Source organism: Streptomyces sp. NPDC034085, assembly GCF_055575555.1.
Window position 1 is genome coordinate 207546 of record NZ_JBVISL010000005.1, and the last position, 23091, is coordinate 230636.

The 23091-nt window shown below is 70.2% G+C and carries 21 protein-coding genes; 12 read left to right on the forward strand and 9 right to left on the reverse strand.

Features of this window, described 5'->3' with window-relative positions; genetic code table 11:
* Window positions 1–2: 2 nt before the first annotated feature.
* The 6 genes from murJ to trxA all read left to right on the forward strand — a co-directional run bounded on the left by murJ (window position 3) and on the right by trxA (window position 7202).
* Window positions 3–2183 carry a murein biosynthesis integral membrane protein MurJ gene (gene murJ / locus ACZ501_RS19625; protein ID WP_361595704.1) on the forward strand — a complete coding sequence of 727 codons (2181 nt, stop codon included), beginning with the start codon at window positions 3–5 and terminating at the stop codon, window positions 2181–2183.
* A 117-nt stretch (window positions 2184–2300) separates the two neighbouring features.
* Window positions 2301–4013, forward strand: a complete 1713-nt coding sequence (locus tag ACZ501_RS19630; protein WP_468796889.1) for a protein kinase family protein — start codon at window positions 2301–2303, stop codon at window positions 4011–4013.
* Window positions 4014–4039: 26 nt separating this feature from the next.
* Window positions 4040–4741, forward strand: coding sequence for an RNA polymerase sigma factor SigM (gene sigM / locus ACZ501_RS19635; RefSeq protein WP_468796892.1), 702 nt, complete (start codon window positions 4040–4042; stop codon window positions 4739–4741).
* Window positions 4738–5712 carry an anti-sigma factor gene (locus ACZ501_RS19640; protein WP_468796895.1) on the forward strand — a complete coding sequence of 325 codons (975 nt, stop codon included), beginning with the start codon at window positions 4738–4740 and terminating at the stop codon, window positions 5710–5712. The genes sigM and ACZ501_RS19640 overlap by 4 nt, the downstream gene beginning before the upstream one ends.
* 147 nt (window positions 5713–5859) lie before the next feature.
* Window positions 5860–6819, forward strand: a complete 960-nt coding sequence (gene trxB, locus ACZ501_RS19645) for a thioredoxin-disulfide reductase (RefSeq protein ID WP_468796898.1) — start codon at window positions 5860–5862, stop codon at window positions 6817–6819.
* A gap of 50 nt (window positions 6820–6869) precedes the next feature.
* Entirely contained in the window at window positions 6870–7202 is a 333-nt protein-coding gene (gene trxA, locus ACZ501_RS19650) for a thioredoxin (RefSeq protein ID WP_361595719.1), read from the forward strand.
* Window positions 7203–7274: 72 nt separating this feature from the next.
* Here trxA and ACZ501_RS19655 read toward each other — a convergent pair whose 3' ends face one another.
* From ACZ501_RS19655 to rpmH, 9 genes are all read right to left on the reverse strand, one after another.
* Entirely contained in the window at window positions 7275–7898 is a 624-nt protein-coding gene (locus ACZ501_RS19655) for a GNAT family N-acetyltransferase (RefSeq protein WP_468796901.1), read from the reverse strand.
* Window positions 7899–7998: 100 nt separating this feature from the next.
* Window positions 7999–9081 (reverse strand): ParB/RepB/Spo0J family partition protein, encoded by a 1083-nt coding sequence (locus tag ACZ501_RS19660; RefSeq protein ID WP_468796904.1) that lies wholly within the window; start codon window positions 9079–9081, stop codon window positions 7999–8001.
* Complete coding sequence (locus ACZ501_RS19665; RefSeq protein ID WP_361595728.1) at window positions 9078–10178, reverse strand: ParA family protein; 1101 nt, start codon at window positions 10176–10178, stop codon at window positions 9078–9080. The genes ACZ501_RS19660 and ACZ501_RS19665 overlap by 4 nt, the downstream gene beginning before the upstream one ends.
* Before the next feature lie 256 nt (window positions 10179–10434).
* Window positions 10435–11172, reverse strand: coding sequence for a 16S rRNA (guanine(527)-N(7))-methyltransferase RsmG (gene rsmG, locus ACZ501_RS19670; protein ID WP_468796907.1), 738 nt, complete (start codon window positions 11170–11172; stop codon window positions 10435–10437).
* Between the two features lie 128 nt (window positions 11173–11300).
* Entirely contained in the window at window positions 11301–11813 is a 513-nt protein-coding gene (locus ACZ501_RS19675; protein WP_361595734.1) for a Jag family protein, read from the reverse strand.
* A 16-nt stretch (window positions 11814–11829) separates the two neighbouring features.
* On the reverse strand, window positions 11830–12936 hold the full coding sequence (gene yidC / locus ACZ501_RS19680; RefSeq protein WP_361595737.1) for a membrane protein insertase YidC: 1107 nt from the start codon (window positions 12934–12936) through the stop codon (window positions 11830–11832).
* 3 nt (window positions 12937–12939) lie between these two features.
* Window positions 12940–13221: a membrane protein insertion efficiency factor YidD gene (gene yidD, locus ACZ501_RS19685; protein WP_007265231.1), complete on the reverse strand. Its 282-nt coding sequence runs from the start codon at window positions 13219–13221 to the stop codon at window positions 12940–12942.
* Window positions 13218–13592: a ribonuclease P protein component gene (gene rnpA / locus ACZ501_RS19690; protein WP_362454855.1), complete on the reverse strand. Its 375-nt coding sequence runs from the start codon at window positions 13590–13592 to the stop codon at window positions 13218–13220. The genes yidD and rnpA overlap by 4 nt, the downstream gene beginning before the upstream one ends.
* A gap of 21 nt (window positions 13593–13613) precedes the next feature.
* Complete coding sequence (rpmH, locus tag ACZ501_RS19695) at window positions 13614–13751, reverse strand: 50S ribosomal protein L34 (protein WP_161180774.1); 138 nt, start codon at window positions 13749–13751, stop codon at window positions 13614–13616.
* A gap of 359 nt (window positions 13752–14110) precedes the next feature.
* On the opposite strand from rpmH, the gene dnaA reads away from it, so the two are divergent.
* The 6 genes from dnaA to gyrB all read left to right on the forward strand — a co-directional run bounded on the left by dnaA (window position 14111) and on the right by gyrB (window position 23091).
* A complete protein-coding gene (gene dnaA, locus ACZ501_RS19700) occupies window positions 14111–15892 on the forward strand; it encodes a chromosomal replication initiator protein DnaA (RefSeq protein WP_468796910.1) in 1782 nt (593 codons plus the stop codon).
* Between the two features lie 864 nt (window positions 15893–16756).
* Window positions 16757–17887: a DNA polymerase III subunit beta gene (gene dnaN, locus ACZ501_RS19705; RefSeq protein ID WP_267088734.1), complete on the forward strand. Its 1131-nt coding sequence runs from the start codon at window positions 16757–16759 to the stop codon at window positions 17885–17887.
* A gap of 194 nt (window positions 17888–18081) precedes the next feature.
* Complete coding sequence (gene gnd / locus ACZ501_RS19710) at window positions 18082–18957, forward strand: phosphogluconate dehydrogenase (NAD(+)-dependent, decarboxylating) (RefSeq protein ID WP_361595748.1); 876 nt, start codon at window positions 18082–18084, stop codon at window positions 18955–18957.
* Window positions 18958–19012: 55 nt separating this feature from the next.
* Entirely contained in the window at window positions 19013–20149 is a 1137-nt protein-coding gene (gene recF / locus ACZ501_RS19715) for a DNA replication/repair protein RecF (RefSeq protein ID WP_468796913.1), read from the forward strand.
* Window positions 20146–20673, forward strand: coding sequence for a DciA family protein (locus tag ACZ501_RS19720; RefSeq protein ID WP_362454856.1), 528 nt, complete (start codon window positions 20146–20148; stop codon window positions 20671–20673). The genes recF and ACZ501_RS19720 overlap by 4 nt, the downstream gene beginning before the upstream one ends.
* A 396-nt stretch (window positions 20674–21069) precedes the next feature.
* Window positions 21070–23091, forward strand: coding sequence for a DNA topoisomerase (ATP-hydrolyzing) subunit B (gene gyrB, locus ACZ501_RS19725; protein ID WP_361595879.1), 2022 nt, complete (start codon window positions 21070–21072; stop codon window positions 23089–23091).

A 23091-nucleotide genomic window follows, 5' to 3' on the forward strand; every position in this document is an offset into this window, starting at 1 on the left:
CGATGAACGCGCCGTACGACGGTGACCGCGCGCAGGGCACTGGTGGGCCGATGCCCTCCCAGGGCACTGCCCCGGGCGCTCCGGTGCCCGGACAGGTTCCGGCGCCCGCGCCCGCGCCGGACCACGACCCGTACGTCCAGGACGCCTACGACTACGACCCCTACCGGTCGCAGGACCTGTCGGCCCAGGACCCCGTGGCCGAGGCCCTCTACGACCGGGCCTCCCACCCCCCGCCGCCGCCGGGCACCTACCAGGAGCCCGGCCCGCTCTACGCGGCCCCCCAGTCGTCCTCGCACGGTCCCGACCCGCGCGTGTGGGCCCAGACCCCGCCGCCCGAGCCGGACGGCCCCTCCCGCCACCTGCCCTACGGCGACCGCGCGGCGACGACGCAGTTCGTCGGGGTGGACTCGCTCGTGACCCGGGCCGCAGAGGAGGAGGAGCCCGCGTCGGACGCCTTCACGCACCTCTACCGCGACCAGCAGGCCGCCCCCGGCGCTCCTGCCGAAGACGCCCCCGTCGCCGCCCCGGCACCGGCCAAGCCCGCGGGCAAGGCCGCCAGCCTGATGAAGTCGAGCGCCCTGATGGCGGCCGGCACGATCGTCTCCCGCATCACCGGCTTCGCCCGCACCCTGGTGATCGCGGGTGCCATCGGCGTCACCACCCTCAACGACTCCTACCAGGTCGCCAACACCCTGCCGACGATGATCTACGTCCTGGTCGGCGGCGGCGCCCTCAACGCGGTCTTCATCCCGCAGCTCGTGCGCGCCATGAAGAACGACGACGACGGCGGCGAGGCCTACGCGAACCGCCTCCTCACCCTCGTGGTGGTCCTGCTCGGCGCGGTCACCACCATCTGCGTCCTCGCGGCCCCGCTGTTCATCGGGATGATGTCCCAGAAGATCGCCGGCGATCCGCAGCGACTCGAGGTCGCGGTCGCCTTCGCCCACTACTGCCTGCCCACCATGTTCTTCATGGGCGTGCACGTGGTCCTCGGTCAGATCCTCAACGCCCGCGGCCGGTTCGGGGCGATGATGTGGACCCCCGTCCTCAACAACATCGTCGTCATCACCACCTTCGCCGCCTTCATCTGGGCCTTCGGCGGCTTCACCCTCACCGGTGTCTCCGAGTCGACCATCACCCCCGAGGGCGTCCGCCTGCTGGGCATCGGCACCCTGCTCGGCCTCGTCGTCCAGTCCCTGGCGATGCTGCCCTACCTGCGCGACGCGGGCTTCAAGATGCGCCTGCGCTTCGACTGGAAGGGCCACGGCCTGGGCAAGGCCGCCGGACTGGCCAAGTGGACCTTCTTCTTCGTCCTCGCCAACCAGCTCGGCCTCGTCGTCGTGACCCAGCTCGCCACCTGGGCCGGCGAGATCGCCGACAAGCAGGGCCACGGCGGTACCGGCATCACCGGCTACAACTACGCCCTGCTGCTCTGGCAGATGCCGCAGGCCATCATCACCGTCTCCGTCATGACGGCCGTCCTGCCCCGCATTTCCCGCTCCGCCCACGACGGGGACGCCGCCGCCGTCCGCGATGACATCTCCTACGGCCTGCGCACCTCGGCCGTGGCGATCGTCCCCTGCGCCTTCGCCTTCCTCGCGCTGGGCGTACCGATGTCGACGCTGCTCTACGCCAGCACCGGCGCCGACGACGCCACCAACATCGGCTTCATCCTGATGGCCTTCGGCCTCGGCCTGATCCCGTACTCCGTCCAGTACGTGGTCCTGCGCGGCTTCTACGCCTACGAGGACACCCGCACCCCCTTCTACAACACCGTCATCGTGGCCGCCGTCAACGCCGGCGTGTCCGCCCTGGCCTTCTTCGTCCTTCCGGCGCGCTGGGCCGTCGTCGGCATGGCCGCCGCCTACGGCCTCGGCTACGCCGTGGGCGTCGGCGTGGCCTGGCGCCGCCTGAAGGCCCGCCTCGGCGGGGACCTCGACGGCGCGCACGTGATGCGCACCTACACCCGCCTGATCGGCGCCTGCGTCCCGGCTGCCGCCGTGGGCGGCGCCGCTGCCTACGGCGTGACGCGGTGGCTGGGTAACGGAGCACTCGGTTCCCTCGCCGCTCTGGTCGCGGGTGCCATCGTCCTCGGCGCCGTGTTCCTCCTCGCCGCCAAGCGGATGCGGATCGAGGAGCTCAATTCCATGGTCGGAATGGTCCGCGGACGTCTGGGGCGCTGATGCGCACAACCGTCACCCCCCTTCGTGTGTCGTGCATAGCACCGGACTGTGGGCACAATTGGCATGGCTTCGCAGACTGGCCGACAGCGCGTAACGGATGGGGAGGCAGGGACGACGGTGGCGGAACGTAGCACGGCTGCCGTCGACGTGGCCGACAACAGCGGCGACCAGCCGCTGGCCGCAGATGCGGTGATGGCCACGGCCGACGGGGCGGACACCCAGAACGGACGAGCCTCGGACGGTCCCATGCCCGAGAAGGACGGCGAACGCAGGAGCGCGGCCCCCACGGCCGCGCCCGAACTCCACAGCGGCCACAAGCTCGCACGGCGCTACCGCCTGGAGGAGTGCGTCACCCGTTTGGACGGCTTCAGCAGCTGGCGGGCGATGGACGAGAAGCTGCGCCGCGCGGTGGGCGTCCACCTGCTGCCCGCCGATCACCCCAGGGCCCGTACCGTCCTGGCCGCCGCCCGCTCCTCCGCCCTGCTCGGCGACCCCCGGTTCGTCCAGGTCCTCGACGCCGTCGAGGAGAACGACCTCGTCTACGTCGTCCACGAGTGGCTGCCCGACGCCACCGAACTGACCTCCGTCCTCGCCGCCGGAACCCTCGAACCCCACGAGGCCTACCAGCTGGTCAGCCAGGTCTCCCAGGCCATGGCCGCCGCCCACCGCGAGGGGCTGGCGCACCTGCGCCTGACGCCCAGCGCGATACTGCGGACCTCCACGGGCCAGTACCGCATCCGCGGCCTCGCCGTGAACGCCGCCCTGCGCGGCATCACCAGCGACACCCCGCAGCGCGCCGACACCGAGGCCATCGGCGCCCTGCTGTACGCCGCCCTCACCCAGCGCTGGCCCTACGAGAACGACGCCTACGGTCTGCGCGGCCTGCCCAAGGGCGTCGGGCTGCTCGCCCCCGACCAGGTCCGCGCCGGCGTCCACCGGGGCCTCGGCGAGCTCGCCATGCGCGCCCTCGCCAACGACGGGGCGACCGCGTCCCGCCAGGAGCCCGCCTGCACCAGCCCGGAGGAGCTCGCCAAGGCCGTCGCCGCGATGCCCCGCATCCGGCCGCCGGAGCCCGCGTTCACCGCGCCCCCGGAGTACCAGCAGACCACCTACCAGCAGGGCACCTACGGCCGGCCCGCGCCGGTCGGTCAGCCCACCACGCAGGCGGTCGCCTCCGTCCCGCCGCCGCCTTTGCAGAGCCGCACCGGCCGCGCCCTGAAGTGGGGCGTCGCCGCCCTGCTGATCGTCGCCCTGGGCCTCGGCAGCTGGCAGCTCGCCGACACCCTCCTGGAACGCAGCAACTCGAACGACGGCGAGAGCACCCAGACCCAGCAGCAGGGCCCCAACGACACGGCGCCGAAGAAGGAGCCCGTCCCGCTCTCCATCAAGGGCGCCCAGGAGTACGCGCCGGACGGCACCCCCCAGAACGCCGGCGACGTCGGCAAGACGTACGACGGGGACCCCTCCAGCTACTGGCGGACCAAGAGCTTCTCCGACGGCCCCCAGGTCGTGATCAAGCCCGGCGTCGGGATCGTCTACGACCTCGGCTCTGAGCAGGAGGTCAGCGAGGCCTCGATAGCGCTGAGGTACCCGGGAGACCACACCACCCTGACGTTGTACGCGGCCGACCGGCCCAAGGGCAGCATCGGCCAGATGAAGAAGATCGCGGCCACGACCACCAAGGACAGCAGCGTCAAGGTCACCGCGGAGAAGCCGGTCAAGGCGCGCTACCTGCTGGTGTGGATCACGGCCATGCCGTACGCCCCCTACGACAACTTCAGCGGCGCCGGCTACAAGCAGGGCATCACGGACGTGCAGTTCAAGGGCTGACGCACGGCAGGGGAGGGGGCTCAGCGGTGGACGAAGCCGCGACCGGCGAGCGCAGCGACCAGGACCTCCTGGCCCTGCACGTCGCCGGCGATCCCGACGCCTTCGGAGAGCTGGTACGCCGCCACCGCGACCGGCTGTGGGCCGTCGCGCTGCGCACCCTCGGCGACCGCGAGGAGGCCGCCGACGCCGTGCAGGACGCCCTGGTCTCCGCCTACCGGGCCGCCCACACCTTCCGGGGCGACTCCGCCGTGACGACCTGGCTGCACCGCATCACCGTCAACGCCTGCCTCGACCGCGCCCGCAAGGCCGCCTCCCGCCGGACCTCCCCCCTCGACGACACGGACCGCCTGGAGCGGCTCCTGGAGCCCCACGAGTCGGCCGAGGCCCCCGCGGAGCGCCAGGACCTCCACCGCCAGCTCCTGGCCGCCCTCAGCACCCTCCCCGCCGAGCAGCGGGCCGCCCTCGTCCTCGTCGACATGCAGGGATACCCCGTCGCCGACGCCGCCCGCATCCTCGACGTCCCCACCGGCACCGTGAAGAGCCGGTGCGCGCGCGGCCGGGCCAAGCTCCTCCCGCTGCTCACTCATCTGCGCTCGAATGCCGGGGATAACAGCCCTTCGGAGCGGGGAAGGAACCGGACGCCGGGGACATCCGTCCCACCTGCGGCAGATCCCAGGCATCCAGAACCGGATCCAGACGCTGTGAAGGGCGGAGGTGGACGACCGTGAGCCCCACAACCGGCACGACCGGCACTGCAGGCACGACCTGGCACCCGGAGGTCTCCGAGATCTCCGACCTGACCGAAGGCCTGCTCTCCCCGTCCCGCACCGCCGAGGTGCGCGGCCATCTCGACGGCTGTGCCCTGTGCGCGGACGTCCAGGCCTCCCTGGAGGAGATCCGCTCCCTCCTCGGCACCCTTCCCGGGCCGCCGCGCATGCCCTCCGCCATCGCGGGCCGGATCGACGCCGCCCTCGCCGCCGAGGCACTCCTCGACTCCACGGCCTCCCGGGCCGAAGCCGCCCCCGCCGCCGAACCGCACGCTGACAGCGATGTTCCACGTGAAACGTCCCCGGTCGGCGCCGGCCGCTCCGCCCGGGCCGAGGCCCACCGGCCCACCGGTCACCCGTCCGGCCCAACGGGCCCCGGCCGTCGACGGGCTCGGCGACGTATCGCCGTCCTCACCGGCCTGGCCGGAGCGGCCGCCTGCGCGCTCGGCGTCCTGCTGTTCAACGGACTGGGCGGCAGCGCCTCGCACGACACCGCCACGCGCAACGACACGGCGAGGACCTCCGCCGGCTCCGCCACCCCCGGCGAGTACACGGCCCAGGGACTCGGTCAGAGCGTCCGGCAGCTCCTCGCCGGCGAGGCCGCGGGGAACTCCCCCCGGACCGCGCCGGGTGAGACCAACAAGACCATGGGACTGGAGAACACCCCGCCCGGTATGGCCCCCGCCGACCGGCTGGCCTCGCCGGAGCCGGCACCGGTCCCGCAGTGCGTCCAGCGGGCGACCGGGCGCACCGAACCCCCGGTCGCCGCCGAACGCGGCAGCTACCAGGGCAAGCCCGCCTACCTCGTCGTGCTGCCCCACTCGGGGGACCCGGCCCGGGTCGATGCCTATCTCGTGGCCGCCGACTGCGCGGACGATCCCGCGCAGACCCCCGGCCAGCCCCTGCTGACCAGCACATATCCCCGTAGCTGACGGGTACGGGGGGTGGTGCCCCGCGCGTTGGGAGCCGGAGGGGGACAAGCGGGGAATGCGCGCGCCGTAGGATCCGTTGGGTGGGGTGAGAGTCCGCACCGGCCCCCGGTAGGCACCACGAAGTCCGCAGAGACGAGGAAAGAACCCGTGAGCGACGTACGAAACGTGATCATCATCGGCTCCGGGCCGGCCGGTTACACGGCCGCCCTGTACACCGCCCGCGCTTCGCTCAACCCCCTGGTCTTCGAGGGTGCCGTCACCGCCGGCGGCGCGCTGATGAACACCACCGAGGTCGAGAACTTCCCCGGCTTCCGTGACGGCATCATGGGCCCGGACCTCATGGACAACATGCGCGACCAGGCCGAGCGCTTCGGTGCCGAGCTCGTCCCGGACGACGTCGTCGCCGTGGACCTCACCGGTGACATCAAGACGGTCACGGACACCGCCGGCACGGTCCACCGCGCCAAGGCCGTCATCGTCACGACCGGCTCCCAGCACCGCAAGCTCGGCCTCCCCAACGAGGACGCGCTCTCCGGACGCGGTGTCTCCTGGTGCGCCACCTGCGACGGGTTCTTCTTCAAGGACCAGGACATCGCCGTCGTCGGCGGCGGTGACACCGCGATGGAGGAGGCCACCTTCCTCTCCCGGTTCGCCAAGTCGGTCACGATCGTCCACCGCCGTGACAGCCTGCGCGCCTCCAAGACCATGCAGGACCGCGCCTTCGCCGACCCGAAGATCAAGTTCGCCTGGGACAGCGAGGTCGCCGAGATCCACGGCGAGCAGAAGCTCTCCGGCCTCACCCTGCGCAACACCAAGACCGGTGAGACCTCCGAGCTGCCCGTGACCGGCCTCTTCATCGCCGTCGGACACGACCCGCGCACGGAGCTGTTCACCGGCCAGCTCGAGCTGGACGACGAGGGCTACCTCAAGGTCGACGCCCCCTCGACGCGTACCAACCTCACCGGTGTCTTCGGCGCCGGCGACGTCGTGGACCACACGTACCGTCAGGCGATCACCGCTGCGGGCACCGGCTGCTCCGCCGCCCTGGACGCGGAGCGTTTCCTCGCTGCCCTCTCGGACGCCGAGCCGGCGGCCGTCACCGTCTGACCCAGCTCCATCCCCACACTCCACACCCCGTAGAAGAGAAGGAGGCCGCTGTGGCCGGCACCCTCAAGAACGTGACCGACGCGGACTTCGACGAAGTCGTCCTGCGCAGCGCCAAGCCCGTGCTGGTGGACTTCTGGGCCGCGTGGTGCGGCCCGTGCCGACAGATCGCCCCTTCGCTGGAGGCCATCGCCGCCGAGCACGGCGAGCAGATCGAGGTCGTCAAGCTCAACATCGACGAGAACCCGGCCACGGCGGCCAAGTACGGCGTCATGTCCATCCCGACGCTGAACGTCTACCAGGGCGGCGAGGTCGCCAAGACCATCGTCGGTGCCAAGCCCAAGGCCGCCATCCTCCGTGACCTCGAGGGCTTCATCCAGGCCTGACGAATCCATGTTTCACGTGAAACGGGGCCGCCCCCAAGGGCGGCCCCGTTCGCGTGTCCCCACGCCGCACGTTCACAGGGGGCGCAGCGCCGGTTCCTTCCGGGCTCTCGCCCCGCCCAACAGCCGGTCCAGGGCCAGCTCCACGTCTTCCTTCCACGACAGCGTCGTGCGCAGCTCCAGCCTCAGCCGGGGATGGGCCGGATGGGGGCGTACGGTCTTGAAGCCCACCGACAACAGGTGGTCGGCCGGCAGCAGGCACGCGGGCCGCTCCCACCGCGCTTCACCGAAGGCCTCGATCGCCTTGAAGCCACGCCGCAACAGGTCCTTCGCGACCGTCTGAACCATCACCCGTCCCAGGCCCTGCCCCTGATACCCCGGCATGATCCAGCCCGTGATCAGCTGCACCGCGTCCGGGGACAGCGGGCTCGTCGGGAAGGAAGCGGCCCTCGGCACATAGGCGGGCGGGGCGTACAGGACGAACCCCACCGGGACGTCGTCCACGTAGACCACCCGGCCGCAGGAGCCCCAGTCCAGCAGGACGGCGGAGATCCAGGCCTCCTTCTCCAGCTCCGAGGTGCCCGCCTTCACGGCGGCGTCGCCGGTGACGGGATCCAGCTCCCAGAACACGCAGCTCCGGCAACGCCTGGGCAGATCCTGGAGGTTGTCCAGCGTGAGCGGTACCAGCCGACGACCCATGACGCCATCGTAAGCACTGCCCCCTGCTTCTTCGAGTGTGGACATCTCGAAGAAGCAGGGGGCAGTAAGAAGCAGGGGGCAGTGAGGAGGCAGTCGGGTGCTACTCCCCGGAGAGGCCCTGGTCGAGGACCCGGCCCTCGCCCGGCGCCAGGGTCCCCAGGATCCGCTCCAGATCCTCCATCGAGGCGAACTCGACGGTGATCTTGCCCTTCTTCTGGCCCAGATCCACCTTCACCCGCGTCTCGAACCGGTCCGACAGACGGGTCGCCAGCTCGCTGAGCGCCGGAGACACCCGCGTCCCGGCTCGCGGGCCCTTGGGCTTCACCGTGCTCGACGGCTCCGTACCCATGAGCTGCACGATCTCCTCGACCGACCGCACCGACAGGCCCTCGGCCACGATCCGCTGGGCCAGACGCACCTGCTCCTCGGCGTTCTCCACCGATACCAGCGCCCGCGCATGTCCCGCCGACAGCACGCCTGCGGCCACCTTGCTCTGCACCTCGGGCGAAAGCCTGAGCAGCCGCAGGGTGTTCGTGACCTGCGAACGCGAACGTCCGATCCGGTCCGCCAGCTGGTCATGAGTGCACTTGAAGTCCCCGAGGAGCTGGCCGTAGGCGGCCGCCTCCTCCAGCGGGTTCAGCTGCACCCGGTGCAGGTTCTCCAGCAGGGCGTCCAACAGGAGCTTGTCATCCTCCGTGGCCCGGATGATCGCGGGGATGCGCTCCAGCCCCGCCTGGCCGCAGGCCCGGAAGCGCCGCTCGCCCATGATCAGCTCATAGCGCCCGGGCCCGGTCTCCCGGACCACCACGGGCTGCAGCAGGCCCACCGTCCGGATCGAGGTCACCAGCTCCGCGAGCGCGTCCTCGTCGAGGTGCTCCATATTGCGCGGCTGACGCGGGTTCGGCGCGATCGCATCCAGCGGAAGTTCCGCGAAGGTCGCCCCGGCCACCTCCCCGGCCACCGTCTGCGGAGCCGCCGTCGCCACGGGCGGCAACGTTTCACGTGAAACATCCGCCTGTACGAGTGAAGCGAGCTTCGCCGCGGCGATCCCCCGCTCCGACGGCAGCACCGGCAGCGCTGACGGGGACGCCGAACCGGTACCCATGACCGGTGTCTTCTCCTGAGGAGCGGCCGGGATCAGCGCGCCGAGCCCCCGCCCCAGACCCCTACGTCGCTCGCTCACTGGATCCCCTCCGCCACGCTCTGCGTGCTGTTCATGCCCGCGCCCGGATGGGCGTACTGGGCGTCGTCATGGATTCCGGCACCCCGCAGCGCGATCTCCCGCGCTGCCTCCAGGTAGGAAAGGGCGCCACTGGAACCCGGGTCGTACGTAAGAACCGTCTGCCCGTAGCTCGGGGCCTCCGAGATGCGCACCGACCGCGGGATGCTCGTACGCAGCACCTCGTTGCCGAAGTGGGTGCGCACCTCCTCCGCCACCTGCGAGGCCAGCCGCGTCCTGCCGTCGTACATCGTCAGCAGGATCGTCGACACGTGCAGCGTCGGATTCAGGTGGGCCCGTACCAGGTCGACATTGCGCAGCAGCTGTCCCAGCCCCTCCAGCGCGTAGTACTCGCACTGGATGGGGATCAGCACTTCCGCCCCGGCCACCAGCGCGTTCACCGTCAGCAGGCCCAGGGAGGGCGGGCAGTCGATGAGGATGTAGTCGAGGGGCTGCTCGTAGGCCTGGATCGCCCGCTGGAGCCGGCTCTCACGGGCCACCAGCGACACCAGCTCGATCTCCGCTCCCGCGAGGTCGATCGTGGCCGGGGCGCAGAAGAGCCCTTCCACGTCCACCACCGGCTGGACGACCTCCAGCAGCGGGCGGCTGTCCACGAGCACGTCGTAGATGGAGGGGACGTCCGCGTGGTGGTCGATCCCCAACGCCGTGGAGGCGTTGCCCTGCGGGTCGAGGTCGATGACGAGGACCCGCGCACCGTGCAGGGCCAGCGAGGCCGCCAGGTTCACGGTCGTCGTGGTCTTGCCGACCCCGCCCTTCTGGTTGGCGACGACCACGATCCGGGTCTGCGCCGGCCGCGGCAGAGGCGTACCGGTGCGGCCCATCGCCTCGATCGCCTGCTGGGCGGCGCGGGCGATGGGGGTGTCCTCGTTGTCGTCGTTGTCCACGAGGGGCGGGGACGATGTTTCACGTGAAACATCGTCGCCGGGCGATTCAGAGCGGGGACCGGGGACCGGATCGGCCATCGGCCCCGCGAGGTTGGCGTCGGACCGCACGGTGTCACTCTCCTCGGCAGCGGGCTCGCGATGAACAGAGACTGCCATGCCACCCGGCTCGCGAACCAGCGGGGCCCGCACTCCTGTGGATGAATCCACCGTTGTGGACAACTCCGTCACCCCCTCGTCCTTGCGCGGACGAGGGGCCGCAGCGGCACGGCCGCGGTTGATGATCCCGTGCAGCAGAGAGCGATGTTTCACGTGAAACACGATGCCCGGACGGAGTCTTCAGCCCGCTACGACACTCCGAAATCCATACCGATAGGGCGCAACACGCCCCATATCGGACCGCCCGCCGCCATGGTCAGCGGCGCCTGCGGGTCCGCCCCACGCGTGCGGCCTTGGCCCGCTTGGCCGCGAACCTCACTCCGCCGGGGCTTTCGCCCACCTCCACCCGCACCACCGTGGACATCGGGTCGACGATGCCCTCTCCCACATGGAGCACTGAGGTCTTCACCACACCCAGCTTGGTCAGCGCGACCTTCGCCGAGACCAGCTCCTCCTCGGCGGTGTCGCCCTTCAGGGCCAGCATCTCCCCGTAGGGACGCAGCAGCGGCACGCCCCAGCCCGCGAGCCGGTCCAGCGGGGCCACCGCGCGGGCCGTCACCACGTGCACCGGCTGGAGCTTGCCGAGCACCTCCTCGGCCCGGCCGCGCACCACGGTCACATGGTCCAGCCCGAGCAGCTCCACGGCTTCCTGGAGGAAGTTCGTCCGACGCAGCAGGGGCTCCAGCAGGGTGATCTTCAGATCCCGCCGCACCAGGGCGAGCGGGATGCCGGGCAGGCCGGCACCCGAACCCACGTCGCACACGGTGACCCCCTCCGGGACCACCTCGGACAGCACCGCACAGTTCAGCAGGTGCCGCTCCCACAGACGGGGCACCTCGCGCGGCCCGATCAGGCCCCGCTTGACCCCCGCGTCCGCCAGCAGCTCCGCATACCGCACAGCTTCCGGGAAAAACTCACCGAACACCGCGCGCGCCTCGTCGGGCGCCGGGGGCGCCTCTTCAGGCGCCGGGGGAAGCTCCGCTGCCTCCGTCACGGGGACCGTCCTTCCGTACAGAACCGCTCACGCCAAAACCGTGTCGTTCTACCGTGTCGTTCAACTGCCAGGCTTACAAACTTCGGCCCCGCCTGCGACACAGGCGGGGCCGACACACAACTTTCCCGTCAGGCCGGGAGCACAACGACGAAGCGCTGCGGCTCCTCGCCCTCGGACTCGCTCTTCAGGCCGGCGGCCGCCACGGCGTCGTGGACGACCTTGCGCTCGAACGGCGTCATCGGGGCCAGCTTCAGCGCCTCACCCGAGGCCTTCACGTCCGCCGCGGCCTTGGCACCGAGCGCCGCGAGCTCCTCACGCTTCTTCGCCCGGAAGCCCGCGATGTCCAGCATCAGCCGGCTGCGGTCCCCGGTCTCCCGGTGCACGGCGAGGCGGGTCAGCTCCTGGAGGGCTTCCAGGACCTCCCCGTCGCGGCCGACGAGCTTCATCAGGTCGCGGCTGGAGGAGTCGCTGACGATCGACACCGCGGCGCGGTCGGCCTCGACGTCCATGTCGATGTCGCCGTCCAGGTCGGCGATGTCCAGCAGACCCTCAAGGTAGTCGGCCGCGATCTCACCCTCCTGCTCGAGGCGGGTGAGGGTGTCGCCACTCTCAGCGGCGGCGGTGGTGGTGCCTTCCGTCACGGGAGGGACTCCTTACTTACTTCTTGGAGGGCTTGCTGGGGGGCGTCTGGCGCTTGGACTTCGTCTGCCGCTTCGGCTGCTGCCGCTTCGTGGCGACACCACCGCTCGCCGCGTCCGAGTCGGCCGTGGCCTCAGAACTCTTGATCACGGAGCCGTCCGCCTGCGCGGCCATGCCCTGCTTCGTCAGCGCGGTGATGAACTTCCGCTCGTTGTCGTTGCGGTCCGGGCCCTTGGCCACGATCGCCGCGACGATCTTCTTCTTGCTCCGGCCCTTGACGTCGCCGTGGGTGCTGACGTGCTTCAGCAGGCGGGTGAGGTACTGGTCCTGCGCCTTGCTGCCCGGCGTCGGGTTCTGGTTGATCACATACATCTGCTGGCCCATGGTCCACACGTTGGTGGTCAGCCAGTAGACGAGGACACCGACGGGGAAGTTGATGCCCATGAACGCGAAGATCAGCGGGAAGATGTACATGAGCATCTTCTGCTGCTGCATGAAGGGCGTCTTGACCGAGAGGTCGACGTTCTTCTGCATCAGCTGGCGCTGCGTGTAGAACTGCGACAGAGACATCATGACGATCATGACGGCGGTCACGATCCGCACGTCGGTGATCGAGGCCCCGAGCTTCGCCACCTCTTCGGAGCTGTTCATGAACTTGGCGGCCAGCGGGGCGCCGAAGATGTGCGCCTGGCGGGCACTCTCCAGCAGCGACTGGTTGATCACGCCGATGGTCTTGCCGCTCGCGATGGACGAGAGCACGTGGTAGAGCGCGAAGAAGAACGGGGACTGCGCCAGGATGGGAAGGCACGAGGAGAGCGGGTTGGTGCCCGTCTCCTTGTACAGCTTCATCATCTCTTCGGACTGACGCTGCTTGTCGTTCTTGTAGCGCTCCTGGATCGCCTTCATCTTCGGCTGGAGCGCCTGCATGCCGCGCGTCGCCTTGATCTGCTTCACGAAGAGCGGGATCAGACAGATACGGATCAGGACCACCAGGGACACGATGGACAGGCCCCAGGCCCATCCACTGTCCGCACCGAAGATCGCGCCGTAGACCTTGTGGAACTGGACGATGATCCACGACACGGGTGTGGTGATAAAGCTGAACAGACTGGCAATCGTGTCCACTAATCAGGCTCCTTGAGCATTGCGAGATCTACGCAACGCACTGCGCAGCTGCTCGTGCCAACGCGGGCGTTTCCGGGGTGGGACATGATCCACACCACCCGGGGACCACGGATTGCACCGCAGGATCCGCCAGGCGGTCAGAGCCGTCCCCTTCACCGCACCATGCCGGTCGATGGCCGTGAACCCGTAGTGCGAGCACGACGGGTAATAGCGGCACACCGGCCCGAGCAGCGGACTGATCGTCCACTGGTACAGCTTGATCAAAGCGAGCAGCGGGTACTTCATCGAGCCACGCCTCCCAGCAGCCGCGCCAAGGCGGCGTCCAGGTCGCGGGCCAGCTCGTCGACGCCGGCATCAGCGGCACCGGGCAGAGCCCGCACCACCACCAGGCTACCGGGGGGCAGCTGAGCCAGCCGGTCGCGGACGAGATGGCGCAGTCGGCGCTTGACCCGGTTGCGGACGACGGCGATGCCCACGGCCTTGCTGACGACGAAACCCGCACGCGGCGGGGGATCCATATCCCCCGGCGCGTGCGGGTCCGTTGCACCGCTTGTACGTAGGTGGACGACGAGGAGCGGGCGACCGGCCCGGCGCCCTCGGCGCACCGCGCTCGCGAAGTCCTCGCGCCGCCTCAGCCGATTTTCGGGAGACAGCACGACGTCACGACCTGCGCGTTGTTACGCGGAAAGGGCGGTGCGGCCCTTGCTGCGACGGTTCGCGAGGATCGCGCGACCGGCACGGGTACGCATCCGCAGGCGGAAGCCGTGGGTCTTGGCACGACGGCGGTTGTTCGGCTGGAAGGTGCGCTTGCTCACTCGGGGGCTCCAGAGAATGAATCGTTGTGGCGGTACATCGCCTGGCTGTCACCGTGCGCCCACGAGGAACTCGCGTGTTCGCCCGAGTGGACACCGCTAAATGATCACAAGTAGTGATCTTCGCCCATCGGTAGGCAGGCGGCAGCAGCCATCGACAACTCGACCTCGTTACGGTACGCGCGGCTACGCCATCCGGTCAAACCGAGCGGGCCCTGCCCCACACTGTGCACAGGCTGTGGACAACGACTTGAACCCTAGCCACCGGCCTGACTACCGTTGTCTGATCCCGGATTTTTCGTCCCGACCGTCCCAAAGAACCACACATTCGTGGGACCGGGACCTGTGAGAGAGCGTGCTCTGTGGCTGACGTACCTGCCGATCTTGCCGCAGTGTGGCCACGCGTGCTCGAGAAGCTGCTCGGGGAGGGCCAGCAGGGCATCGAGCCCAAGGACAAACAGTGGGTGGAACGGTGCCAGCCCCTGGCCCTCGTCGCCGACACCGCGCTGCTCGCCGTCCCCAACGAATGGGGCAAGCGCGTCCTCGAGGGCCGCCTCGCCCCGCTCATCAGCGACGCCCTCAGCCGCGAGTGCGGCCGCCCCATCCGGATCGCGATCACCGTGGACGACTCCGCGGGCGAGCCCGCGCCGCCGGCCCCGCCCGCCTCCTCCCCTCGCGAGGGCTACGAGCCGTACGGCGGCCAGCGCCCCGGCGGCGGCCCGGGCGACGACCAGCTCCCCACCGCCCGCCCCGCCTACCCCGAGTACCAGCAGCCCCGCCAGGAGCCCGGCTCCTGGCCCCGCGGCGGGCAGGACGACTACGGCTGGCAGCAGCAGCGCCTCGGCGGCTTCCCCGAGCGGGACCCGTACGCCTCTCCCCAGCCGGGCTACCTCCAGCAGTCCGAGCCGGGCGGCTACGACCAGAGCGGCTACGACCAGCAGAAGTACGACCAGCAGAAGTACGAGTCCCAGGGCTACGAGCAGCAGAAGTACGAGCCCCAGGGCTACGACCAGCAGCAGTACGACCAGCCCGCCGCGCGCTCCTCCCCGGGCCGCCCGGGCCCGCCGCCGTCGGCTCCTTCCGGCGGCTCCACCTCGGGCCCGCTGGAGCCGACCGCACGGCTGAACCCGAAGTACCTCTTCGACACCTTCGTCATCGGCGCCTCCAACCGCTTCGCGCACGCCGCCGCGGTGGCCGTCGCCGAGGCGCCGGCGAAGGCGTACAACCCCCTCTTCATCTACGGGGAGTCGGGGCTCGGCAAGACGCACCTGCTGCACGCCATCGGGCACTACGCGCGGAGCCTCTACCCCGGCACCCGCGTGCGGTACGTGAGCTCGGAGGAGTTCACCAACGAGTTCATCAACTCCATCCGCGACGGCAAGGGCGACGCGTTCCGCAAGCGCTACCGCGAGATGGACATCCTGCTCGTCGACGACATCCAGTTCCTCGCGAGCAAGGAGTCGACGCAGGAGGAGTTCTTCCACACCTTCAACACGCTCCACAACGCCAACAAGCAGATCGTCCTCTCCTCCGACCGGCCGCCCAAGCAGCTCGTCACCCTGGAGGACCGGCTCCGCAACCGCTTCGAGTGGGGCCTGATCACCGACGTCCAGCCGCCCGAGCTGGAGACCCGGATCGCGATCCTGCGCAAGAAGGCCGTCCAGGAGCAGCTCAACGCCCCCCCGGAGGTACTGGAGTTCATCGCCTCCCGCATCTCGCGCAACATCCGCGAGCTGGAGGGGGCGCTGATCCGCGTCACGGCCTTCGCGAGCCTCAACCGGCAGCCGGTGGACCTCGGTCTCACGGAGGACGTCCTCAAGAACCTGATCCCCGGCGGCGAGGACAGCGCGCCCGAGATCACCGCGGCCGACATCATGGCCGCCACCGCCGACTACTTCGGGCTCACGGTGGACGACCTGTGCGGCTCCTCGCGCAGCCGGGTCCTGGTCACCGCCCGGCAGATCGCCATGTACCTGTGCCGGGAGCTCACCGACCTGTCCCTCCCCAAGATCGGGGCCCAGTTCGGCGGCCGCGACCACACCACCGTCATGCACGCGGACCGCAAGATCCGCGCCCTGATGGCGGAACGCCGCTCGATCTACAACCAGGTCACGGAGCTCACCAACCGCATCAAGAACGGCTGACGCGGGCCCCTCGGGGGCCTGCTGGCGGTCCCTCAGGCCGCACCAGAGGGCGCTTCCGGACCACACCGGGGGCGCCCTTCTTCGTCCGCGCGCCCCTGCTCTGTTCGAATGCGCCCCCGCGAGGGGCCGTCATCCACAGATTTCCCCGGTTTCTTCCGTCCACAGCCTGAGGACAGCGACCGTCACCCACAATCTGTCCACAGGCAGCCGGGTTGAGGAACCATCAGACCAGGTCAACCGCCTGTGGAATTGTGCGCAAGCGTCATCCACAGCCTGTGGACAGAAAATTCGTCCACAGGCTCGTCCACGCCTCTGTCCACCGCCGACCCACAGGTTGCCGCATCCTGTGCACAGGTTCCCGGCGGTTCTCCACACCGTTGTCCACTGTTCGGCAACCGCACACCCGCGGTCACCGCCCCGAGTGAAAGCGGTCACACGGATGTCGACGTTTGGTCTGTGGACCACTGGGGAAAAGCTGGGGACACACCTGTGGAGTAATGCGGGTCCCCTGGGGACGGCCTGTGCAGAACTTTCCTTTCTCCACAGGGACCCCGGGTTGTCCACCGGTGCCACCCACAGGGTGTGGGGATAAAAAACCGGTGCTGACCTGCTAGAACGGGCTTATCCACCGTTTCCACAGGCCCTACTACTACCCCCATGGAGAGTTAGGCCGGTTTCGGTTTTCAAGCAGGCCCTGTGCACAACTCGCCGGACGGCCGCCCGGACGCCCCGCTCCCGACTTGACCGCCGGCCGCGACGGCTGTCGGCGCCGTACGTCAGACTGGTCCCCGGCATCGGTCGAGGCATCGACGAGCCGACGACGAAGGCCGGCAGACGAGCGAGCAACAGCAGGAGGCGGTTCCGGTGAAGATCCGGGTGGAGCGCGACGTACTCGCGGAGGCGGTGGCCTGGGCTGCACGCAGCCTCCCGGCCCGGCCGCCGGTGCCCGTACTCGCGGGCCTGCTGCTGAAGGCAGAGGACGGCACCCTGTCCCTCTCCGGCTTCGACTACGAGGTCTCGGCCCGCGTCTCCGTCGAGGCGGACGTCGAGGAGGACGGCACCGTACTCGTCTCCGGCCGGCTCCTCGCCGACATCTGCCGCGCCCTCCCCAACCGCCCGGTGGAGATTTCCACAGACGGTGTACGGGCGACCGTGGTCTGCGGCTCCTCGCGGTTCACCCTCCACACCCTGCCTGTGGAGGAGTACCCGGCGCTGCCCCAGATGCCGACCGCGACCGGCACCGTCCCCGGCGAGGTGTTCGCCTCCGCCGCCGCCCAGGTGGCCATCGCCGCCGGCCGCGACGACACGCTGCCCGTCCTGACCGGTGTCCGCATCGAGATCGAGGGCGACCGCGTCACCCTGGCCTCCACCGACCGCTACCGCTTCGCGGTCCGCGAGTTCCTGTGGAAGCCCGAGAACCCGGACGCCTCGGCCGTGGCCCTGGTGCCCGCCAAGACGCTCCTGGACACCGCGAAGTCCCTCACCAGCGGCGACACGGTCACGCTGGCGCTCTCCGGCTCCGGCCAGGGCGAGGGCCTCATCGGCTTCGAGGGCGCGGGCCGCCGCACCACCACCCGCCTGCTCGAGGGCGACCTGCCGAAGTACCGCACGCTCTTCCCGACGGAGTTCAACTCCATCGCCGTGATCGAGACCGCCCCGTTCGTCGAGGCCGTCAAGCGCGTGGCCCTCGTCGCCGAGCGCAACACCCCGGTCCGCCTCAGCTTCGAGCAGGGCGTGCTCATCCTGGAGGCCGGGTCCAGCGACGATGCACAGGCTGTGGAGCGGGTCGACGCGAAGCTGGAGGGCGACGACATCTCGATCGCCTTCAACCCGACCTTCCTGCTGGACGGCCTGAGCGCCATCGACTCGCCGGCCGCCCAGCTCAGCTTCACCACGTCGACCAAGCCCGCACTGCTCAGCGGCCGCCCGGCGGTCGACGCGGAGGCCGACGAGGCCTACAAGTACCTGATCATGCCGGTCCGCCTCTCCGGCTGACCGCTCCCGCCGTACGCCGGCACCGGGCCCGGTCTCGCAGCCGCGAGAGCCGGGCCCGGCGCCGTCCGGACCGGCCGCGGGCCATGCCCCGGCGTAGGCTCGGATCCGGCGGGCAGCCCCGGAAAGCGACCGGAAACCACCGGTACCGGGGGAGCCCCCGTACAGACGGCCCCAACGCTTAAGGAACCCACCTGATGGAGCTCGGTCTCGTCGGTCTCGGCAAGATGGGCGGCAACATGCGCGAGCGCATCCGCCGCGCAGGCCACACCGTCATCGGATACGACCGCAACCCGGACCTCGCCGACGTCCACAGCCTGCAGGAGCTTGTGGACAGCCTGCAGTCCCCCCGCGTCGTGTGGGTGATGGTCCCGGCAGGGGCTGCCACGCAGTCCACCGTCGACGAGCTGGCGGAGCTGCTCTCGCCCGGCGACATCGTCGTCGACGGCGGCAACTCGCGCTGGACCGACGACGAGAAGCACGCCGAGGAGCTCAAGGCCAAGGGCATCGGCTTCGTCGACTGCGGCGTCTCCGGCGGCGTCTGGGGCCTGGAGAACGGCTACGCGCTGATGTACGGCGGCGAGGAGAAGCACGTCGCCGCGGTCCAGCCGGTCTTCGACGCCCTCAAGCCCGAGGGTGACTTCGGCGCCGTGCACGCCGGCAAGGTCGGCGCGGGCCACTTCGCGAAGATGGTCCACAACGGCATCGAGTACGCCATGATGCAGGCCTACGCCGAGGGCTGGGAGCTCCTGGAGAAGGTCGACTCGGTCACCGACGTCCGCGAGGTGTTCCGGTCCTGGCAGCAGGGCACGGTCATCCGCTCCTGGCTGCTGGACCTCGCCGTCAACGCGCTGGACGAGGACGAGCACCTGGAGCAGCTCCGGGGCTTCGCCCAGGACTCGGGCGAGGGCCGCTGGACGGTCGAGGCGGCCATCGACAACGCGGTCCCGCTGCCGGCGATCACGGCCTCGCTGTTCGCCCGGTTCGCGTCCCGCCAGGACGACTCGCCGCAGATGAAGATGATCGCCGCGCTGCGCAACCAGTTCGGCGGCCACGCGGTCGAGAAGAAGTAGCAGCACCACAGCACCACGAGCACAGCAGCAGGAAGCCGGGGGAGGTCGGCGCCGTATGCATGTTTCGCATCTCTCATTGGCCGACTTCCGCTCGTACGCCCGGGCCGAGGTTCCCCTCGCCCCGGGCGTCACCGCTTTCGTGGGCCCCAACGGCCAGGGCAAGACGAACCTGGTCGAGGCCATCGGCTACCTGGCCACCCTGGGCAGCCACCGCGTCTCCTCGGACGCCCCGCTCGTCCGGATGGGCGCGGAGCGGGCCGTCATCCGGGCCGCCGTCACCCAGGGCGAACGCCGCCAGCTGGTCGAGCTCGAACTGAACCCGGGCCGCGCCAACCGCGCCCGCATCAACCGGTCCTCGCAGGTCAGGCCCCGTGACGTCCTGGGGATCGTACGCACCGTGCTGTTCGCCCCCGAGGACCTCGCCCTGGTCAAGGGCGACCCGGGGGAGCGGCGCCGCTTCCTGGACGAACTGGTGACGGCCCGCTCGCCGCGCATGGCGGCGGTCCGCTCCGACTACGAGCGCGTGCTCAAGCAGCGCAACACCCTCCTGAAGTCCGCCGCGATGGCCCGCAGGCACGGCGGCCGCTCCATGGACCTCTCCACCCTCGACGTCTGGGACCAGCACCTGGCGCGCGCCGGAGCCGAGCTGCTCGCCCAGCGGCTCGACCTGATCGCCACGCTGCTGCCGCTGGCGGACAAGGCGTACGAGCAGCTCGCGCCCGGCGGTGGCCCGCTCGGGCTCGCGTACAAGTCCTCCGCGGGCGAGCCCGTGGACAGCGGCGCGGCGCGCACCCGGGAGGAGCTGTACGAGGTGCTGCTGGCCGCCCTGGCCGAGATCCGCAAGCAGGAGATCGAACGCGGGGTCACCCTGGCCGGCCCGCACCGGGACGACCTCCTGCTGCGCCTGGGCGAGCTGCCCGCGAAGGGGTACGCCAGCCACGGCGAGTCCTGGTCGTACGCGCTGGCGCTGCGCCTGGCCTCGTACGAGCTGCTGCGCTCGGAGGGGGCGGAGCCGGTGCTGATCCTGGACGACGTCTTCGCGGAGCTGGACGCGCGCCGCCGCGAGCGCCTCGCGGAACTGGTGGCGCAGGGCGAGCAGGTCCTGGTGACGGCGGCGGTGGACGACGACGTCCCGGGCGTGCTGGCGGGCACCCGGTTCGCGGTGTCCGGCGGTGAGGTGACCCGGCTGTGAACGAGGGCGAGCAGCACCGGCGCAAGGCCCCGGAGCCGTCCGGGGTGGACCTGGCCCGCCAGGCCCTCGCGGCCGCCCGGGAGCAGGCCCGCGCCCGGGGCAACGCGGCCGGCGGCCGCAAGCGCCAGCAGCAGCCCGGGCTGCGCTCGGGCGCGCGCGCCGACGGGCGGGACCCGATGCCGCTGATGGCGGCCCTGGACCGGCTGCGCACGGAACGCGGCTGGGAGATGCCGATCGCGGTGGCCGGCGTGATGGAGCGCTGGGCGGAGATCGTCGGCCCGGAGATCGCGGCGCACTGTGAACCGGAACGCTACGAGGACCGTGAGCTCCTCGTACGGTGCGATTCCTCGGCCTGGGCCGCGCAGCTGAAGCTGCTGGCCCCGCAGCTGGTGGCGCGGCTGAACGCGGAGCTCGGCCAGGGCACGGTGCGGCTGATCAAGGTGCAGGGTCCCGGCGGGCGCCCGAAGCGGTACGGGCCGTGGCGGGCCCCGGGCAGCACCGGACCCGGCGACACCTACGGCTGACCGGCCTCCGGCCGCGCGCCGCATGCCGCGGCGGTCCGCGCCGGCCCCCAGGGCCCGCGTACCTCCGGCGGAGGCCCCGGGTGGGCCCCGCGGAGCCCCCGCCCGACCGCCCTGGCGCGACGGGCGCGGGTGGTGTCCCTCACGGTAGTGGAAGGTTGACAGGCCGAAGCGCTGGATGCCCGCGTGAGCCACTTTGAGCCCCTCCCCGAATATGGGGAGTCTCGGAGAGGAGGTTCAGGGCGGCACATGCGGACTCAGGCACCGGCAAACCCCCATTCGTGTCAGCGATACCGGTAGACTGGAGACAATCCTGCCCGTTCGCGGGGTCAGGCAGACAACGCAGATCGACGCGGCCGCTCCCGCCGGCGCACACGCTGGTCCGGGGTACGGGCTGCGCTGTGCCAGAAAGGGCGCTTCGTGGCCGATTCCGGCGACTCCAACGAGAAGAATTACGACGCCAGTGCCATCCAGGTCCTCGAGGGCCTGGATGCGGTCCGCAAGCGGCCGGGTATGTACATCGGCTCGACCGGTGAGCGTGGCCTGCACCACCTCGTCCAGGAGGTCGTGGACAACTCCGTCGACGAGGCCATGGCGGGGCACGCGGACACGATCGACGTGACGATCCTGGCCGACGGCGGGGTGCGCGTGGTCGACAACGGCCGCGGCATCCCGGTCGGCATCGTGCCGTCCGAGGGGAAGCCGGCCGTCGAGGTCGTCCTGACGGTCCTGCACGCGGGCGGCAAGTTCGGCGGCGGCGGCTACGCGGTCTCCGGCGGTCTGCACGGCGTCGGCGTGTCCGTCGTGAACGCCCTGTCGACCAAGGTCGCGGTCGAGGTCAAGACGGACGGTTTCCGCTGGACCCAGGACTACAAGCTGGGCGTGCCGACGGCCCCGCTGGCCAAGAACGAGGCGACCGACGAGCACGGCACGTCGGTGACGTTCTGGGCCGACCCCGACGTCTTCGAGACGACCGACTACTCCTTCGAGACGCTCTCGCGGCGCTTCCAGGAGATGGCCTTCCTCAACAAGGGCCTGACCCTGACGCTGACCGACGAGCGGGAGTCGGCGAAGGCCACGGTCGGCGCCGACGACCCGGACGCCGAGGCCTCCGAGCCCGCGGCGCGCACGGTGAAGTACTACTACGAGGGCGGCATCGTCGACTTCGTGAAGTACCTCAACTCGCGCAAGGGCGAGCTGATCCACCCGACCGTCATCGACGTCGAGGCCGAGGACAAGGAGCGCATGCTCTCGGTCGAGATCGCGATGCAGTGGAACTCGCAGTACACCGAGGGCGTCTACTCCTTCGCGAACACGATCCACACCCACGAGGGCGGCACCCACGAAGAGGGCTTCCGCGCGGCGCTGACCGGCCTGGTCAACCGCTACGCGCGGGACAAGAAGCTGCTCCGCGAGAAGGACGACAACCTCGCCGGCGAGGACATCCGCGAGGGTCTGACGGCGATCATCTCGGTCAAGCTCGGCGAGCCCCAGTTCGAGGGCCAGACGAAGACCAAGCTGGGCAACACGGAGGCCAAGACCTTCGTGCAGAAGGTCGTCCACGAGCACCTCAACGACTGGTTCGACCGCAACCCGGTCGAGGCCGCGGACATCATCCGCAAGTCGATCCAGGCGGCCACGGCGCGCGTCGCGGCCCGCAAGGCCCGTGACCTCACCCGCCGCAAGGGCCTGCTGGAGAGCGCCTCGCTGCCGGGCAAGCTGTCCGACTGCCAGTCGAACGACCCGACCAAGTGCGAGATCTTCATCGTCGAGGGCGACTCCGCCGGTGGCAGCGCGAAGTCCGGCCGCAACCCGATGTACCAGGCCATCCTGCCCATCCGCGGCAAGATCCTGAACGTCGAGAAGGCCCGGATCGACAAGATCCTCCAGAACACCGAGGTCCAGGCGCTGATCAGCGCCTTCGGCACGGGTGTGCACGAGGACTTCGACATCGAGAAGCTGCGGTACCACAAGATCATCCTGATGGCGGACGCCGACGTCGACGGCCAGCACATCAACACCCTGCTGCTGACCTTCCTGTTCCGCTTCATGCGCCCGCTGGTCGAGGCCGGTCACGTGTACCTGTCCCGCCCGCCGCTGTACAAGATCAAGTGGGGTCGCGACGACTTCGAGTACGCGTACTCGGACCGCGAGCGCGACGCCCTGGTCGAGCTCGGCAAGCAGAACGGCAAGCGGATCCGCGAGGACTCGATCCAGCGCTTCAAGGGTCTGGGCGAGATGAACGCCGAGGAACTGCGCGTCACCACCATGGACGTGGACCACCGCGTGCTCGGCCAGGTCACCCTGGACGACGCGGCCCAGGCCGACGACCTGTTCTCGGTGCTGATGGGTGAGGACGTCGAGGCACGGCGCTCCTTCATCCAGCGCAACGCCAAGGACGTCCGCTTCCTCGACATCTGA